Origin of the sequence: Tardiphaga robiniae (assembly GCF_013359755.1) — a bacterium.
GTDB lineage: Bacteria > Pseudomonadota > Alphaproteobacteria > Rhizobiales > Xanthobacteraceae > Tardiphaga > Tardiphaga robiniae.
Map to the genome: position 1 here is coordinate 113599 of NZ_JABMCJ010000085.1, position 15975 is coordinate 129573.

14 protein-coding genes are annotated in these 15975 nt (G+C 60.5%); 5 read left to right on the top strand and 9 right to left on the bottom strand.

Annotated features, from left to right (window positions below; genetic code table 11):
* Positions 1–34: 34 nt before the first annotated feature.
* Positions 35–568, bottom strand: a complete 534-nt coding sequence (locus HP556_RS16125; protein WP_246297768.1) for a tellurite resistance TerB family protein — start codon at positions 566–568, stop codon at positions 35–37.
* A 244-nt stretch (positions 569–812) separates the two neighbouring features.
* On the opposite strand from HP556_RS16125, the gene HP556_RS16130 reads away from it, so the two are divergent.
* Entirely contained in the window at positions 813–1388 is a 576-nt protein-coding gene (locus HP556_RS16130) for a DUF992 domain-containing protein (protein WP_338117579.1), read from the top strand.
* A gap of 25 nt (positions 1389–1413) precedes the next feature.
* Here the strand turns inward: HP556_RS16130 and HP556_RS16135 are convergent, their stop codons facing one another.
* Both HP556_RS16135 and HP556_RS16140 read right to left on the bottom strand, forming a co-directional pair.
* Positions 1414–2856 carry an alpha/beta hydrolase gene (locus tag HP556_RS16135; protein ID WP_175367734.1) on the bottom strand — a complete coding sequence of 481 codons (1443 nt, stop codon included), beginning with the start codon at positions 2854–2856 and terminating at the stop codon, positions 1414–1416.
* A gap of 207 nt (positions 2857–3063) precedes the next feature.
* Positions 3064–3345 carry a DUF6894 family protein gene (locus HP556_RS16140; protein ID WP_175367735.1) on the bottom strand — a complete coding sequence of 94 codons (282 nt, stop codon included), beginning with the start codon at positions 3343–3345 and terminating at the stop codon, positions 3064–3066.
* 547 nt (positions 3346–3892) lie between these two features.
* Here HP556_RS16140 and HP556_RS16150 point away from each other — a divergent pair.
* Complete coding sequence (locus tag HP556_RS16150) at positions 3893–4111, top strand: DUF3551 domain-containing protein (RefSeq protein WP_089263548.1); 219 nt, start codon at positions 3893–3895, stop codon at positions 4109–4111.
* Between the two features lie 870 nt (positions 4112–4981).
* On the opposite strand, the gene HP556_RS16155 is transcribed toward HP556_RS16150, so the two are convergent.
* The 5 genes from HP556_RS16155 to HP556_RS16175 form a co-directional block, all read right to left on the bottom strand.
* Positions 4982–6700: a bifunctional protein-serine/threonine kinase/phosphatase gene (locus HP556_RS16155; protein ID WP_175367736.1), complete on the bottom strand. Its 1719-nt coding sequence runs from the start codon at positions 6698–6700 to the stop codon at positions 4982–4984.
* Positions 6701–6771: 71 nt separating this feature from the next.
* On the bottom strand, positions 6772–7593 hold the full coding sequence (locus tag HP556_RS16160; RefSeq protein WP_175367737.1) for a formate/nitrite transporter family protein: 822 nt from the start codon (positions 7591–7593) through the stop codon (positions 6772–6774).
* Between the two features lie 48 nt (positions 7594–7641).
* Entirely contained in the window at positions 7642–7986 is a 345-nt protein-coding gene (nirD, locus tag HP556_RS16165) for a nitrite reductase small subunit NirD (protein ID WP_374725601.1), read from the bottom strand.
* 2 nt (positions 7987–7988) lie between these two features.
* Positions 7989–10466 carry a nitrite reductase large subunit NirB gene (nirB, locus tag HP556_RS16170; RefSeq protein WP_175367738.1) on the bottom strand — a complete coding sequence of 826 codons (2478 nt, stop codon included), beginning with the start codon at positions 10464–10466 and terminating at the stop codon, positions 7989–7991.
* A 412-nt stretch (positions 10467–10878) separates the two neighbouring features.
* Complete coding sequence (locus HP556_RS16175; protein ID WP_175367739.1) at positions 10879–12429, bottom strand: methyltransferase domain-containing protein; 1551 nt, start codon at positions 12427–12429, stop codon at positions 10879–10881.
* A gap of 234 nt (positions 12430–12663) precedes the next feature.
* On the opposite strand from HP556_RS16175, the gene HP556_RS16180 reads away from it, so the two are divergent.
* From HP556_RS16180 to HP556_RS16190, 3 genes are all read left to right on the top strand, one after another.
* Positions 12664–12900, top strand: coding sequence for a ribbon-helix-helix domain-containing protein (locus tag HP556_RS16180; protein ID WP_089265762.1), 237 nt, complete (start codon positions 12664–12666; stop codon positions 12898–12900).
* A 94-nt stretch (positions 12901–12994) separates the two neighbouring features.
* Positions 12995–14251, top strand: a complete 1257-nt coding sequence (locus HP556_RS16185) for an aminopeptidase (protein ID WP_175367740.1) — start codon at positions 12995–12997, stop codon at positions 14249–14251.
* Between the two features lie 48 nt (positions 14252–14299).
* Positions 14300–15262: a GlxA family transcriptional regulator gene (locus tag HP556_RS16190; protein WP_175367741.1), complete on the top strand. Its 963-nt coding sequence runs from the start codon at positions 14300–14302 to the stop codon at positions 15260–15262.
* 3 nt (positions 15263–15265) lie between these two features.
* On the opposite strand, the gene HP556_RS16195 is transcribed toward HP556_RS16190, so the two are convergent.
* Positions 15266–15928 (bottom strand): helix-turn-helix domain-containing protein, encoded by a 663-nt coding sequence (locus tag HP556_RS16195; protein WP_175367742.1) that lies wholly within the window; start codon positions 15926–15928, stop codon positions 15266–15268.
* Between the last annotated feature and the right edge of the window lie 47 nt (positions 15929–15975).

The window sequence follows — 15975 nt, forward strand, 5'->3', positions numbered from 1 at the left end:
GAAGATCGGCATCTCTAGGATGCACCTGATCGCGTCAGGCTGACATCGCGGCCAAATTCTTTATGCCAGCGACGACGTGCTGTCGAAGTTCGACACGCTGCCGGGACGATACACCCAGAAGGTCTGCCGCACGCCAGATCAGATTCTCTTCAAATTCGTTGACCCGCTGATCCGCGTAGACGGTCTCCCACATCAGTTGAACGATCCGTCGACGTCCATCGTCGTCGAGGAACTCATTGAGTTGCCGGGTAAAGCGATAAAGATCGACCGCGCTACGAGCGACTGCATCTGCATCAACGAGAAGCTGAACCGTAGCCGCGTCATCCAGCCCATAATGCGATCTGAAAATGGCATGCAATCTGACGCGCCTGATATCCGATAGCTCGCTATCGACGGTGGCGACGCGGATGAGCAATGCCGCGGTCACGATGAGAAGCTCTCTCTGCTCGACGTTTTTCCGTTGATTGGCGTCTTCCATCGCACGCGAGATGAACGCCTTGATTGATCCAAACATCACCCGACCATTCTCTTCAGAGACAACGACGACTGCGCTCTTGCGGCCGGCCATCCGGGCCCGCGATATCTGGGAAGTTTCAGGAGCGGTCGCCTGAGCTGAAGATGGCGTTTGTCCATCGGCGCCGCCACTTTCTTACCGAATTTTAAAGTTTCCGGATTCGGCCAAAAGCGAGGCAAAGCAGCCGTAGTTGTGGCGCTCCGGCCTCTGCGCATGGCCTGGAATTTTCCGCGGGGACAGGCGTTGCTGCGCGTACCTGAGTCCAGATCAATGTTCCCCGGCAATCTGGGTACTCATCATGACCTCTTCAGGGTTTTTCCCGATTAACTATTGCGTGCTGACGGCTAGCCTCGTCCGGCAGAAGCCTGGTTATTTTGTCGCGGTTTCGAGAGGGAAGCAGATGTTCAGCATTCGCATATTGACCGTGGCATGCGCCTTCCTGATCCCGCAGATGCTATCCACACCGGCTCACGCGCAACAGCTTTTCCGCGTCGGCGGACTGACATGCAGCACCGGCCCGAGAGTCGGGCTGGTTCTTGGCTCACGCCAGGAGATGCAATGTGTCTTCCTGTCGACCGTGGCTGCGCGGCAATATAGTTACAGGGGCACGATCAGGCGGGTTGGCCTCGATGTTGGCGTAACCCGAGGAGGGACACTGTTCTGGGGTGTCTTTGCGCGCAACAGTAATATCGGCCGCGGCACATTGAGAGGCAGCTATGTCGGGGCAAGCGGAAATGTTGCCATCGGCCTGGGTCTTGGCGCCAATGTCCTGGTCGGCGGATCACGCCGTACGATCACGCTGCAGCCGCTCTCTGTCGAGGGTCAGATTGGACTGAATTTGGCACTGGGCATATCCAATCTCGTTCTTCGATAGTCGGCATTTATCATCGGTCATCGCTTTACCGGGCGGGTTGAGCGGTCTTTGCGGGGGTGAGAATGCTCTCACCGATCCGGCCGACCATATAGGGGAAGAACGGGTTTGATGATGCCCGCATCAGCGAGTCGAGGCTGGCGATCAGTACATTGCGTTCGCCGCGCGGCGCCAGGGTACCGAGGTTCTCGCCAAAATCCTCGGACTTGTCCGGCTCCGCCCCATAGAGAGAATCGCTGACCGGAAATGGCAGCGCCACGTGTGACAGCGAATAGAAGCCCCGTGGATAGTTCAGGCCGAGCGGGCGGGAATGCTCGGCGACAGTGCCGGCCTCGGTCACACGCTCGATCACGTCGTCATTATTGTCGCCGGAATTGGTAATGACGGCGAGGCGGTAGCGTCGCGGCCCGGCGGGTACGATGCGTGCCAGCGCGGTATCGGTGCTGGTGCGGAGCAAGGGGCCGAATCTGGCGGTGCGGTTGACGTCGAACAGAACGAGTTCGCTCCCATTGGCCGGCAGATGGGCATAGAGGTCGGAGACGATGGCCCGCGTGCTGACAGTGAAATCCATCAGCGACTGGAATGTCAGGATAGGTGGAAACCGGTCCAGTCTGCCTTCACCCGCATAGCGCGCGAGTCTCCTTTGCAGAGCCCTGGTCAGAAGATGCGATTGACACGCGCCGTTCACCGGGAATGAATTGTATTTGAAGGGATTGAACTCGGGAACGATGTCGAGCCACGCGGCCTTGGCGAAGGCGGGCAGAATTGCCGGAAATCCCGCGAGGCCGGCAAAGCGTGCAAAACTGGTGATGCCGACCATCGGCGAGATCAGTATCAGGCGGTCGGGTCGCGACAGCTTTTCGTCGTCGATGGCATCCAGCGCATACATGATGGCCAGTGCACCGCCATTGGAAAATCCCACCAGATGCAGCGGCACAGACGAATCCACACGCTTCTTCACTTCCCGCACTGCGAGCCGCGTGGCGGCCATCCAGTCTTCCCACGCGATATCGGTCAGCGCGGCCGGAACCGTGCCATGCGCCGGCAGCCTTGGTACGATCGCCAGGAAGCCTTGATCGCGGTAGAAGCGCGCAATATGGCGCTGGCTGTAGGGGGAATCCGTCAGGCCATGAAGGAGCACGACCGCTCCGATCGGCTTCCCCTTCGGTTCCAGCACAAAGGAGCGGTTGAAATCCTGCACGAAATGCGGGGGATAGACCGGGCTGCCTTCGAAGTACCGATTGGGTGGCACACGTTCTGTCGCATCGAGCTTCTGCGATACCTCGCGCTGGACTTCGTCGAAAAGCTCCGCCTCAGCCGCCATGTATTGCGCCCAGTCGGCAGTATCCAGCTTGCTCGCATGGAGCTCATGCGGAACGTAGGTATGCCATGTCTCGAGTGGCAGGCCTCGCTGCGAATCGTAGATGCGGACAGCGAAGATCGTCATCAGCGCGATGCCGAAAAACGCCATCAGGATCCTTGCAAATCTGAAGATTCTGGCCCGCACGACCGAACCCCGTAAATGACGACGTGGTGCAGGATAGCCCGGAAAATTTGAAGCGCGACGGGAGATATAGGGGAAAGCACCTGAGCGGGTATCGGGCTTTACCCTGATAATCGGCAACTTCTTCGGCGATGTCCCGATCCGCCTATGCGACGGCAGCCATATGCGAAGCCGTCAGTTGGCCCGGCATCTGAATATCCGGTTGCCGTTCTCGTCGAGAACGAACACCAGATGGGCCCTGCAAAGCGCGCCGGCCTTGCTCAATTCCGTAGCAAGGGCGCGCGCCTGCGTGATCGCAAGCTTCGGATTTGAAAGGCGGCTTCCGACCTCATCGGGAAAAACTTTCGGCCCGTCCAGGATATGGAAAAAGTATCGCATCGCGCTCCAATAATTCGGAAGAGCCGCGTGTCCCAGTGAATAATTAGTAAGGCGCTGACACATGCGATGGCGCGTCATGTGCACCGACCAAGGGTTTTCCCCGATAGCCATGGTTCTGGATGTGCATTTCAAATCGGAACGCGTGCGGGGGCCACAGCATCAATTGTCAGGGAGTTACGCATGCGAAGGATCTCAGCCTTGCTCGTTCTACTCGCGCTGTCTGCAGTGGTTCCGCTGGCGGATGCGCTTGCCCAAAGCGCAGCAGGACGCGGCGCAGTGTCCGGTGCCATCATTGGCGGCGCCGTCGGCGGCCGACGCGGTGCGGCTATTGGTGCTGCCACCGGAGCGGCCGTGGGGAGTCACAGGCGGCATTGGCATAACCGGTATTACTGGCGCCATGGTCGTTGCTGGGTCCGCACATCGAGCGGAAGATCCCACCCGGTATCGCATCGCTATTGCAGGTGAGCGATACGATTGCACCGTTGCGGCTGCGATAGCCATTCCAGCGCATCACGATCTTTCGCTGTGATCGCAGGGGTGATTCCGCGGCTCGGATCAGGTCAACACCCGATATCGTGATGCAATCGCGTCATCCATTATTCCGACGATTGAAAAGGAGGATGCGATGCAGAACCTGAAGAAGCGTTTCTTATTGTCCCTGCTTGTTTCCACGATCGTGGCGAGCGCGAGCATGGTATTCGTCACCACGCAGAGCGAAGCCAAGGGGAGGGCGTGGTGCGCCAAATCACAGTCGCGGGGCACCGATTGTAGTTATGACACGATCGACCAATGCCGTGCAGCGGTCAGCGGAACAGGTGCCTCCTGTCGCAAGCGCGTCCGTTAAGGCGCCTTGTTTCGTTTTGAATCGGCAGCCGATTGATGTGCTGACTGGCATAGCCGGATTACAAATGGACGAATGGGCGGGCCGCTGATGGGGGCCGCCCAAACCTCCTACAGCGGCCTGCCGTTTTTCGCCTACTTGAATGCTTGTAGTACAATAAGCCAAGTCGAACTCGCCGCAGCGAAGACCGTGATCATGCCAGCGCGTGGAGTCGTGGTTCTCCGTTCTCCGGCGCAGGCGATGTGCCCCTCGCTCTGACCACACAGAACTAAGAAAATCGGCTGAGCTGCTGTTTCCGATGCCTCCACCGCTTTCCACCACATAAAATGCCATAACGGCCTCACTCGGCGGTTCGCTGGTCAACGTCAGTCTAAAGTCCGACTCCTTCAGCACTTCGGCCCAGGGGAGACTGACAGCGTCAACCACGCCGGGATTGCGTCAACTTGGTCAACCGTGACTTTCGACCTGGCAAACTGGGATAAGTCCGGGCTGCGGCGGCTGCGCGGGTACCCCCGGCTGTCGTTCGCTTCGTCAGCTTTAAGACCGGCACCTACAGCTCCCAGAATCGCCACCAGCGGAGGAATGTCGGGAAATCCCGGGAAGCACTGAGGCTAGACTTTGCTATTATTTCTAGTGGCTTAGGTAAAGCTGGAAGTCTCGGGATAAGCCTAGAAAACTGTGAAATTCATACTCATAACCTGAAGGTCATAGGTTCAAATCCTATCCCCGCAACCAAACATCTAATTGATATTTCAGAAAAAACGAAAAGCCGCCCTCTGGGCGGCTTTTCGTTTTTACGTCGTGGCGACGGATGCCTTTCAGGGAAAGAATGTGAGATTTCCGCAGTGATGCAGGCGCCAACTGGCGATGCCGTTAGCGCCTCGACAGCAATACGATGACAGTTATAGCGAGCAGCAGCGAGAGGCCCTTCCAGACCATGTTCGGATTGCGCTCCAGCAGCGGCACGGTCGGCGGATTGAGAAACTCCGCCTTCGGATTGCGCAGGTCGTAAACATATTCGGAGAGTTCGTCGTAGCGCTTCGCCGGGTCGGCGTGCACGGCCTTACGCAACACGCCGTCGATCCATTCCGGAATATCGCTGGCATTGTTGAGCAGCGATCGATAACGCAGCTTGCGGTGCTGCGCGGCGTTCGTAGCCTTCGCGACCTCCGCTCCGTAAGGCAGCGTCCCGGACAGCATCTGATAGGTGAGGGTCCCAAGCGCATAGAGGTCGGATTGCGATGTGGCGCGCTTGCCGAAAAACAACTCGGGTGCGGTGTATTGCGGCGTGCCGAGAATGTCGCTGTGCTTGCCGGGTGAATCAGCTTCGGCGACGCCGTTGACGCGGGTCGAACCAAAATCGATGATCTTCACCGTGCCCGTCTTGTCGATCATGATATTGTCTGGCCGAATGTCCTGATGGATCATCTCGATCCGATGGAACGCCTGCAAGCCGCGTGCGATCTGCTCGGTGATGCCGCGCACGGTTTCCAAATCCGGCTTCGGATTGTCGAGCATCCACTGCTTCAGCGTCTGGCCTTCGATGAATTCGGCGACGATGTAGAGGTAGTTGCGCTTGCGCGACTGTCGGCACGGCTTTAGCACATGCGGACTGTCGATGCGCCGCGCCACCCATTCCTCGATCATGAACCGCTTGAGATAGACCGGGTCGTCGCGCAGATCGATCGACGGAATTTTGATGACAACCTGTTCGCCGCTCTCCAGATCGATCGCGAGATAGATGTGGCTACGGCTGCTGCCATGAAGTTCGCGCACGATCCTGTAGCCGTCGAACACCGCGCGAGCTTCGAGCAGTGGCGGCAGCGGCAATTGCGGCATCAGAATGTCGCTGGCCTCACCATCCGGCACCGCATCTATCCGCACGATCTGTACGGTGAGGTTGTCCGGGCTGTTCTGTGCATAGGCCTCGTCGACGATCAGCTTCGCGGCAGCGTCGAGATCGCCTGCGTGATCGGCGATCGCCGAAGTGATGAAGCGCGCCCCGACGAAATCATAGACTCCGTCGGTGGCGAGGACGTAGACGTCGCCGGCATCGATCTGCAGCGCCTGATAGTCGATCTCGATTTGCGGGTTCACGCCAAGCGCGCGGGCGAGGTAGCTCTGCTCGGATGAGATCACCACGCGATGGTCGGTGGTGAGTTGCTCGAGCGCGCGGTCTGATACGCGATAGATGCGAGAATCGCCGACATGAAAGATGTGCGCTGCGCGTGCGCGTATCACCATTGCACTCAGCGTACAGACATAGCCGCGATCCTTGTCGTAATGGTAGCGGCCGCGCTGGGTCTGGGATTGCAGCCATGAATTGGTCGCAGCGATGACGCGTTGCGCCGATGTCTTCACCGACCAGGATTCGGATGTGCAGTAATAGTCGGTGAGAAACGATTTGACCGCAGATTCGCTGGCTTCGCCGCTGACCGCGCTGCTGCTGATGCCGTCGGCGATGACGACGGCAATGCCTTTGAGGCTCAACAGCGGCTCGGTCGGAATCAGGGCGCCGTGGAAATCCTGATTGGTGTCTTTGCGGCCCCTGTCCGAATGCTGGCCGATCGAAATCGTCAATTCACGCGGCATGGGTCACACTAATAAAATGACGCCCCAGCTGGAGAAGCCGGGGCGTCGGGTTGCGAGGATTGCGGGTCAGCCTAGCGGGCGAGACTAGCAACGCGCTTCGGAGCTGTCTTGATGTGTGTTGCATACAGCGTTAGGCCGGTGAAGGTAAGGCCGCCAATGAGGTTGCCGAGCACGGTCGGAATCTCGTTCCAGATGATGTAATCCATGATCGTGAACTTGCCGCCGAGCATCAGGCCGGCAGGGAACAGGAACATGTTGACGATCGAATGCTCGAACGTCATCGCGAAGAAGACCATGACCGGCATCCACATCGCGATGACTTTGCCGCTGACGGTTGTTGAGATCATCGCACCGACCACGCCGGTTGAGACCATCCAGTTGCAGAGCATGCCGCGGATGAACAGCGTCAGCATGCCGGCTGCGCCATACTGCGCATAGCCAAGCGTGCGGCCTTCGCCGATATGGCCGATCACCTGACCCACCTTGTCCGGCGGCGTCGAGAAGCCGAAGGTAAACACGATTGACATCATGATGGCCACGATGATCGCGCCCATGAAATTGCCGATGAAGACGAGCCCCCAATTGCGGAGCACGCCGCCGACAGTGACGCCGGGGCGCTTGTCAAGCAATGCCAGAGGCGTCAGCACGAAGACGCCGGTGAGCAGGTCGAAACCCAGCAGATAGAGCATGCAGAAACCGACCGGGAAGAGGATTGCGCCGATAATCGGATAGCCTGTTTGCACCGTGACGGTGACGGCGAACACCGCGGCGAGTGCCAGGATCGCGCCTGCCATGAAGGCGCGGATGATGGTGTCGCGCGTGGACATGAAGATCTTGGATTCGCCGGCATCCACCATCTTGGTCACGAATTCTGAAGGGACGAGATAGGCCATTACTTGAAAACTTTCTTTTGAGCTGGGTTCGGTTGACGTGGCGCGCGCCTATGGGGCGGCGGCGACGCTCATGTTGAGATAGATGCGGCCGTTCTCGAGCTTGACCGGGAAGCTGCGCGCGCAGCCTTTGTCAGCGCCCGAGGCTTCGCCATCATCGAGATTGATGATCCAGTTGTGCAGCGGGCAGGCGACCTTGCGACCGTGCACGATGCCTTCGCTAAGCGGACCCCCCTTGTGCGGGCAGCGATTTTCCAGCGCAAACACCTCGTCGCTGGCGGTGCGGAATACCGCGATCTCGCGCCGCGGAGTCTTCACCGTGCGCGCGCCGCGTTGCGGGATCGCGCGCAGTGGGCCGACGTCGAACCAGAAGTCGTTGGATGGGACCATTGTCATGTTCATTCTGCCGGGACGGCTATAATCGAGTTGAGTGTTGCGAGCGGCGTAAATTCATGCTGTTCGCGGCCGGCGGCGCGTTCGGCCCAGGGATCCCTGCGGACCGCGCGCTGTGATTTTTCGAAGCGCGCCAGCAGCGCGCGGCGGTTGTCGGCATCATCCATGATCGCCGCGCGTACCTTGTCGAGGCCGGCATTTTCGACCCACTTCCAGACGCGCTCGAGATAGCCCGCTTCCTCGCGGTACATCTGCATGAAGGCGGCGATGTACTCGATCGCCTCGTCCTCCGTATCGACATGGCCGAGCAGATCGGTCTGGCGGACATGCAGGCCCGCCGCACCGGCGATGTGGATGTCGTAACCGGACTCGACGCAGATCACGCCGATGTCCTTCACCGTGGATTCCGCGCAGTTGCGCGGGCAGCCCGAAACGCCGAGCTTTACCTTCGCAGGCGCCCATGAGCCGCACATGAAACGTTCGAGCTTGACGCCGAGACCGGTCGAGTCCTGTGTGCCGAAGCGGCACCATTCGGAGCCGACGCAGGTCTTCACCGTGCGCAGGCCCTTGGCATAGGCTGCGCCGGAGACGAGGCCCGCACTGTTGAGCTGCGCCCACACCGCGGGCAGGTCTTCCTTCCGCACGCCCAGCAGATCGATGCGTTGGCCGCCGGTGACTTTCACCGTCGGAATCTTGAAGCGGTCGGCGACGTCGGCGATGGCGCGCAATTCGTCAGGCGTGGTCAGGCCGCCCCACATGCGCGGTACGACGGAGAAGGTGCCGTCTTTCTGGATGTTGGCGTGGACGCGCTCGTTGATGTAGCGCGACTGCGCATCGTCGGCATATTCGCCCGGCCACGCGCAGAGTAGATAATAGTTCAGCGCGGGGCGGCAGGACGGACAGCCGCAGGAGGTTTTCCACGCCAGTTCCTGCATCACGGCCGGAACGGACTTCAACTCCTTCGAGAGGATGAAGCCGCGGACTTCGCTATGGGTGAGGTCAGTGCATTTGCACATCGGCTTGCGGCCGGCGGCGGAGTAGTTGTCGCCAAGCGTGGCCGCGAGCAGCGATTCCACCTTCGCCGTGCACTGGCCGCAGGAAGCCGATGCCTTGGTGCGGGCGCGCACATCGTCGAGGGTGGTGAGGCCGTGTGCGGTGATCGCCTGCGTGATCGCGCCCTTGCAGACGCCGTTGCAGCCGCAGATTTCGGCATCGTCGGACAGCGCTGCGACAGCAGCGACCGGATCGAGGGCAACGCCGCCCTGATAGGCCTGGCCGAGGATCAGCGCGTTGCGCATGGCGCCGATATCGGCGTTCTTTTTGAGGAGGTCGAAATACCACGAGCCGTCGGCCGTATCGCCATAGAGCACCGCGCCGATGATGCGGTCGTCGCGCAAGACGACACGCTTGTAGATGCCGCGGGCAGGATCGCGTAGCACGATCTCATCCTTGACGTCGCCTTCGGCGAAATCGCCGGCCGAGAACAGATCTACGCCGGTGACTTTCAGCTTGGTCGAAGTGGTCGAGCCGATATAGCCGTCCACGGTTTCGCCGGCGAGGGTCGCCGCGAGGGTCTTCGCCATGTCATACAGGGGCGCGACAAGGCCGTAGCACTGGCCGCGATGCTCGACGCACTCGCCGACCGCATAGATGTTGTCGTCGCTGGTCCGCAGATGATCGTCCACGACGATGCCGCGCTTGACGTTGAGGTCGGCTAGCTTGGCGAGTGCGGTGTTCGGGCGGATGCCGACCGCCATCACGACGAGATCGGCCGTCAGGGTCCGACCATCGTCGAGCCGGACTGACTCAACGCATGTGTCACCGAGGATGGCTGCCGTGTTGGCTCCGGTCAGCACCTCGATGCCGCGCGCCTCGATCGCCTTTTGCAACAGATAGGCGGCGTTGGGATCGAGTTGGCGCTCCATCAGTGTTGGCATCAGATGGACGACGGTCGTTGTCATGCCGCGCATGGCGAGGCCGGCTGCAGCCTCGAGGCCGAGCAAACCACCGCCGATGACGACAGCGTGGCCGCCCTTGCCGGCTGCATCGAGCATCAAGTTGACGTCGTCGAGATCGCGATAGGTGACGACGCCGGGCAGTTCCGCGCCGGGTACCGGAATGAGGATCGGCTTCGAGCCGGTTGCGATAATCAGCGTGTCATAAGCTTCGACCGCGCCGGACTGTGTGGTGACGGTTTTCGCAACGCGATCGATCGCGACGACGAGTTCGCCGCGCCTGAGATCAACCTTGTTGGTCGCGTACCACTCATCGGTGTGGATCAGAATGTCGTCATATGCCTTCTCGCCGGAGAGCACCGGCGACAGCATGATGCGGTCGTAATTAACACGCGGCTCCGCGCCGAACACCACCACATCGTAGCGGTCTGGTGCGCGTGCGAACAGCTCGTCCATGACGCGGCCGGCGGCCATGCCGTTGCCGAGGATGACGAGCTTCTGCTTCTTTGCGTTCGGTTGATCGAGCATGTGCAAACCTGTTTGGACCGCTGCCGATCGGAAACAGGAACTCGCTCACCAAGCCCGGTAGGGATGGAGTCACGATGACCGCTTCGCACCTGACAATCAGGAAGCGAGCTGTGTCCCTGCGCTTGAAACCAGCAGCGGTTTCAGCATCCGGCGGACGGCGGTCATCATTGACGTAGATATTATTAGCAAATGGCGTGCCAACGTACCCGTCGTCTAACATTCTGATTTTTCGACTATTTCTAAATGAGCTCGGCTGTCGCAGATCAGTCGTGCCATTAAAACGAGCGGCATTACTGATTTCCTAGGCAGATGATTAAATCTTGTGCGGTGCGCTGCAGGTTCGAGATGGCTCCCGATCTGTGCAGACAACAGGTTCGAAGGCGGACGCGCGCTTGGCGAAGATCTCGTCAATTTATTGGTGGTTTGTTGCGGTAGTGAGCTGGCCTTTCTCGGTGCTCGGCCCGGCACGGCGACGCAGCACGTAAAGCGTACCGAGGGCAGGGCGCCCGGCTTCGAGGCGCAGTTCGGAATTCTCCTTGCACACGATTTCGAAGTTCGTCGTGGCGCAGGCTTCGAAATATCTCTCGCTATGGGCGAACCGGCCTGACGAGAGCAACGTGAAGTCGCCGTGACCCGCGCGCTCGATGCTCGCTGCGAAGAGGCCGCCTGCAGGTAATACGCGCGCAATCAGGCCGATGAGTTCTTCCAGCCGGCCGAGATAGATCAGAAGATCGGCAGCGAAGACGAGATCGAAGCTGCGCGGGCTGTCCGCGAGATAGCTCACGACATCGGCCTTGATAAGGTCGTGATAGGCGTTCCGCCGTGTTGCGATGGCGAGCATCTTCTCCGACAGGTCGATGCCGGTCAGCCGCGCGCCGAACCGCCCGAGTGGCTCTGCAGCCAACCCCGTTCCGCAGCCGAGATCCAGAATGGTCGCAAGTGTCGGTCGGCAGGACGCAACCATATCGGCGAGTTGCTGCGGCACCTTGTAGCCAAGAATGTCCACAAGCTTGCTGTCGAAGCCTGCGGCGAATTCGTCGAAGTGCGCTTCGACATAGGCTGCCGGTGCGCGATCATGTGTCTGTCCACCGACGGCATCCATCAAGTAGCGTTGGACAGGATCGTCCGGCTGGCCTTCCAGTCGCAGGCGTCCGACCGTGGCAGCGGCTTCATTCATGCCATAGGCGCTGAACAACGCGAATGCGGTGCGCAAGACCTCGTCCATTGGTTCCGTCTCTTGTCCGGCAAGCGTCGGGTAGCGGGTGATGGCGCCCTGAATGTCGCCGTCCAGCATCGAGGCAAAGGTACGCGCACGGGCGTAGAGACGTAGTGTGACGCCTTCCAGCGGCACAAAGCCGTTTGCGGTTGCCAGGGCATCGGCGCTCTCGCCAAACCGGCCGGCCATGTAGAAGGCCTGTCCGAGGCAAAGATGCGTGACCGCGTCGATGCCGCCCCAGGATAGTGCACGTTGCAGGTGCACGATCGCCTGCTCGGGACGGTGGGAGCCGAGATACAGCACGCCCAGGCCGAGATGAGCGTCGCCAAGCGAGGCATCGCCGGACAGAGCGCGCAGATAGGCCGCTTCAGCATCATCGATACGCTGCAGCCGGTAGGCGAGGCTCGCATATTGCAGCCATGTCGTCGCGTGGTCCGGATCGATGGCGAGCGCGCGCAACGCACTTGCTTCCGCCAGTTCGTCGCGACCGCTCAATTGATAGTCCGTCGCGAGCTCACGCCAGGCGGTGACGTCCGTCGGCATCAGTGCAAGTGCAGCAAGAAGCGCGTCGATAGCGACGTCATGCTGGCCATGGTTGCGGTTGATCGTTGCAAACTGCCGCAGCACAGAACATGCGTTGTCGGATTGCTCCATCAGCAGCGCGAAGACGGCGTGCTCCTTCATCCAGCGATCGATCTGATCGGCGGCGTGCTGGGCGTCCGGAAGTGCGAGCGTAGTGGAATCCATCGAGTCAGTCAGGAAAGTCGAATCCGAAGTTGTGCACTATGCTGCTTCTGCTCAATGCGCGCCGCGAAAACAAGGTAGCGATTGTGCCGCAGAGGTTGTGTTTCTGATATCAGGTTGCGCGATGCGTAGTCGTCTAAGGTCGCATCATCTGATCTGTTGCCGCGGGTTCCAATCCGTATAAGCTGTCCTGAAAGAAAAACGACCACTGGGCGGAAATGAAATGGAGGAGGCGCGGTGAAATCACCCGTCGTAAAGCGATCGATCGTTGTCGCCGGACACAAGACAAGCGTCAGCCTCGAAGAGGCGTTCTGGACGGCGCTGAAGGAGATCGCCGGCATGCGCCGGATCACGATGTCGCAGCTCGTCGGCGAGATCGACAAGAACCGACAGCAGAATAACCTGTCCTCGGCGATCAGGCTTTACGCGCTGGCCCATTACCAGGCCCTCGTCCCGCAGTCCGGGCTGTCGTAGGCGTCCGGTAAGCCCTGCGGCGGACCGGCTGGCGGCAAGGCGCATCTGCGCCTACATTCGGTCCAGCCACTTCCACATCAGTCAGGGCCTCTGCATGACCGTTCACCAGCGCAATTTGTCCACCCCCATCGATCCCGTGAAGCTCGACCGTCTGGCCGAAGTCGCCGTGAAAGTTGGGCTGCAACTTGCGCCGGGGCAGGATCTGCTGCTGACCGGCCCCGCCGCGGCGCTGCCGCTGGTGCGCAAGATCGCTGAACATGCCTACAAGGCCGGCGCAGGCTTGGTAACGCCGTTTTTCTCCGATGAAGAGATGACGTTGGCGCGCTATCGCTACGGTCACGATGTGAGCTTCGATCGCGCCGCCGGCTGGCTCTATGAGGGCATGGCCAAAGCGCTCGGCAACAACACGGCGCGCCTCGCCATCGTCGGCGACAATCCGATGCTGCTGTCGAACGAAGATCCCGCCAAGGTCTCGCGCGCCAGCAAGGCGAATTCCATCGCTTATCAGCCGGCGCTGCAGAAGATCGCTGGCTTCGACATCAACTGGAATATCATCGCTTATCCCACGCTGTCCTGGGCCAAGCAGGTGTTTCCCGGTGACGAAGACGACGTCGCCGTGCAGAAGCTTGCGGACGCGATCTTCGCGGCGTCGCGCGTCGACAATGCCGATCCCATCGCCGCCTGGGCGAAGCACAATGCTGCGTTGCGTAGCCGCACCGAATGGCTGAACGGCCAGCGCTTCCATGCGCTGCATTTCACCGGGCCGGGCACCGATCTTGTGGTGGGTCTTGCCGACGGCCATGAATGGGAAGGCGGCGCGTCGACCGCCAAGAACGGCATCATCTGCAACGCCAATATCCCAACCGAGGAAGTCTTCACGACGCCGCATGCCGCGCGTGTCAACGGTCATGTCCGATCAACCAAGCCGTTATCTTACCAAGGTACGCTGATCGACGACATCGCGGTGCGCTTCGAGGACGGCAAGATCGTCGAGGCAAAGGCCTCGCGCGGCGAGGAAGTGCTCAACAAGGTGCTCGACACCGACGAAGGCTCGCGTCGGCTCGGTGAAGTGGCGCTGGTGCCGCATTCGTCGCCGATCTCGGCCAGCGGATTGTTGTTCTACAACACGCTGTTCGACGAGAACGCTGCCTGCCATATAGCGCTCGGCCAGTGCTATTCGAAGTGTTTCGTCAATGGCGGCAACCTCACGCCAGAGCAGATCGCGGCGCAGGGCGGCAACAAGAGCTTCATCCATATCGACTGGATGATCGGCTCCGGCGAGATCGACATCGATGGTGTCCACACCGACGGCCGTCGCGTGCCGGTGTTCCGCAAGGGCGAGTGGGCGTAACGCTGCAGCAATGATCTGAACGGGCGCGGAAACTGAGTCTTCAAATCTATGGCCCAGCCCCACCGCGTCGGCTTTCTTCTGATCGACGGCTTCGCGCTGATGTCCTTCGCCTCGGCGATCGAACCGCTGCGCGCCGCCAACGTGCTGGCCGGCAAGAAACTGTATCAGTGGCTGCAGATCTCGACCGGCGCCGACGCGATCTTGGCGTCGAACGGATTGTCGGTGGCGTCCGATCACACCATTGCTGACAGCGTGCGTTACGACACGGTGCTGGTTTGTGCCGGCGGCAATCCCGCTGGTTTCGATGATGCCAAGACGCTGGCGTGGCTACGTCGCCTCGCGCGCTCGGGCTGCGCCATCGGCGGCGTCTCCGGTGGGCCGTTCATTCTGGCCAAGGCCGGCATACTCGATGGCGTTCGCTGCACGATCCATTGGGAGCATCTCGATGCATTCATCGAGGCCTTTCCCGAGATCGAGCCGACGCGTACGCTGTTCGAGATCGATAGCAACCGGCTCACCTGCGCCGGTGGTGTCGCCGCGCTCGACATGATGCATGCCATCATCCGCCGCGATCACGGCCAGGCACTGGCAGCGAAAGTCAGTGACTGGTTTCTGCAAACCGCCGTGCGTCTCGGCGACGACAGCCAGCGCATTTCATTGCGCGAGCGTCTCGGCACCAGCAATCGCGCCGTGCTCTCGGCGATCACCGTGATGGAACGGCGTCTGGCCAGCCCTGCGCCGCGCGACGAGCTGGCAAAAACGGCCGGCGTGTCCGTGCGCCAGCTCGAGCGGCTGTTCACCGCACATCTCGGCGTAACCATTGAGCAGCATTACCTGACCCTGCGCCTCGGGAAAGCTCGTGCACTGCTGCAGCAGACCAGTATGCCGGTGGTCGAGGTCTCGGCCGAATGCGGCTTCGCCAGCGCCAGCCATTTCGCACGGACGTATCGGCGGGCCTTCGATGTGCCACCGTCGCAGGACCGGATGTCGGGGAAGAGCAAGGCGAAGTGAGGCCTAGCTCCGCCGCGGATAAATAATCACAGACAGATACGTCATAGGCGCCTTCACCAGTTCTTCCGGGCCGTGCCGCGCGGCTGCGTCGAAGAACAGCGTGTCGCCGGGCTCCATCAGATAGGTCTGATCGGCGTGGCGATAACGCACCTTGCCGGTCAGCATGTAGATCATCTCGACGCCGGCATGGCGGAAGTTGCTATAGGCCTCGGCATCCTCGTTCAGCGTGATCAGATAGGGCTCGACGCCGAGCTCGCCGTGGATCGACTGGCTAAGCAGTTGATAGTGATGGCCGGACTTGGTGCCGCGTCGCTCGATCTTGACGCCCGTACCGGCTTTCACGAAAGAGCAATCACGCTCTTCCTCGGTCTCGCGAAAGAATCTGGAGATCGGAACGTTGAGCGCCTTTGAGAGTGCATTCAGCGTGCCCAGTGATGCGGAGATGCTGCCGGTCTCGATCTTTGACAGCATGCCGGTCGAGATGCCCGCCGATGTGCTGAGCTCGGCCACCGTCAGCTCCAGCTCCTTGCGGAGCTGCCGCACTTCATTGCCGATCTTGGATTCCAGCGAGCCACCGACTTCCAGCGGCGCGTTCGAACCGGTGCGCAGCTCCTCCAGCTTTGAGCGCGCGGGCGATGATTTCGTTTTCTTCGGTTTCGCTTTCACGATGGCGTTTCCTGCAGCGTTGATTTCCCGACAATAGCAATATTTCT

Coding starts and splice junctions, on each gene's coding strand:
- HP556_RS16125 (WP_246297768.1), bottom strand. CDS start 568: ATGGCCGGCCGCAAGAGCGCAGTCGTCGTTGTCTCTGAAGAGAATGGT.
- HP556_RS16130 (WP_338117579.1), top strand. CDS start 813: ATGACCTCTTCAGGGTTTTTCCCGATTAACTATTGCGTGCTGACGGCT.
- HP556_RS16135 (WP_175367734.1), bottom strand. CDS start 2,856: ATGGCGTTTTTCGGCATCGCGCTGATGACGATCTTCGCTGTCCGCATC.
- HP556_RS16140 (WP_175367735.1), bottom strand. CDS start 3,345: ATGACGCGCCATCGCATGTGTCAGCGCCTTACTAATTATTCACTGGGA.
- HP556_RS16150 (WP_089263548.1), top strand. CDS start 3,893: ATGCAGAACCTGAAGAAGCGTTTCTTATTGTCCCTGCTTGTTTCCACG.
- HP556_RS16155 (WP_175367736.1), bottom strand. CDS start 6,700: ATGCCGCGTGAATTGACGATTTCGATCGGCCAGCATTCGGACAGGGGC.
- HP556_RS16160 (WP_175367737.1), bottom strand. CDS start 7,593: ATGGCCTATCTCGTCCCTTCAGAATTCGTGACCAAGATGGTGGATGCC.
- nirD (WP_374725601.1), bottom strand. CDS start 7,986: ATGACAATGGTCCCATCCAACGACTTCTGGTTCGACGTCGGCCCACTG.
- nirB (WP_175367738.1), bottom strand. CDS start 10,466: ATGCTCGATCAACCGAACGCAAAGAAGCAGAAGCTCGTCATCCTCGGC.
- HP556_RS16175 (WP_175367739.1), bottom strand. CDS start 12,429: ATGGATTCCACTACGCTCGCACTTCCGGACGCCCAGCACGCCGCCGAT.
- HP556_RS16185 (WP_175367740.1), top strand. CDS start 12,995: ATGACCGTTCACCAGCGCAATTTGTCCACCCCCATCGATCCCGTGAAG.
- HP556_RS16190 (WP_175367741.1), top strand. CDS start 14,300: ATGGCCCAGCCCCACCGCGTCGGCTTTCTTCTGATCGACGGCTTCGCG.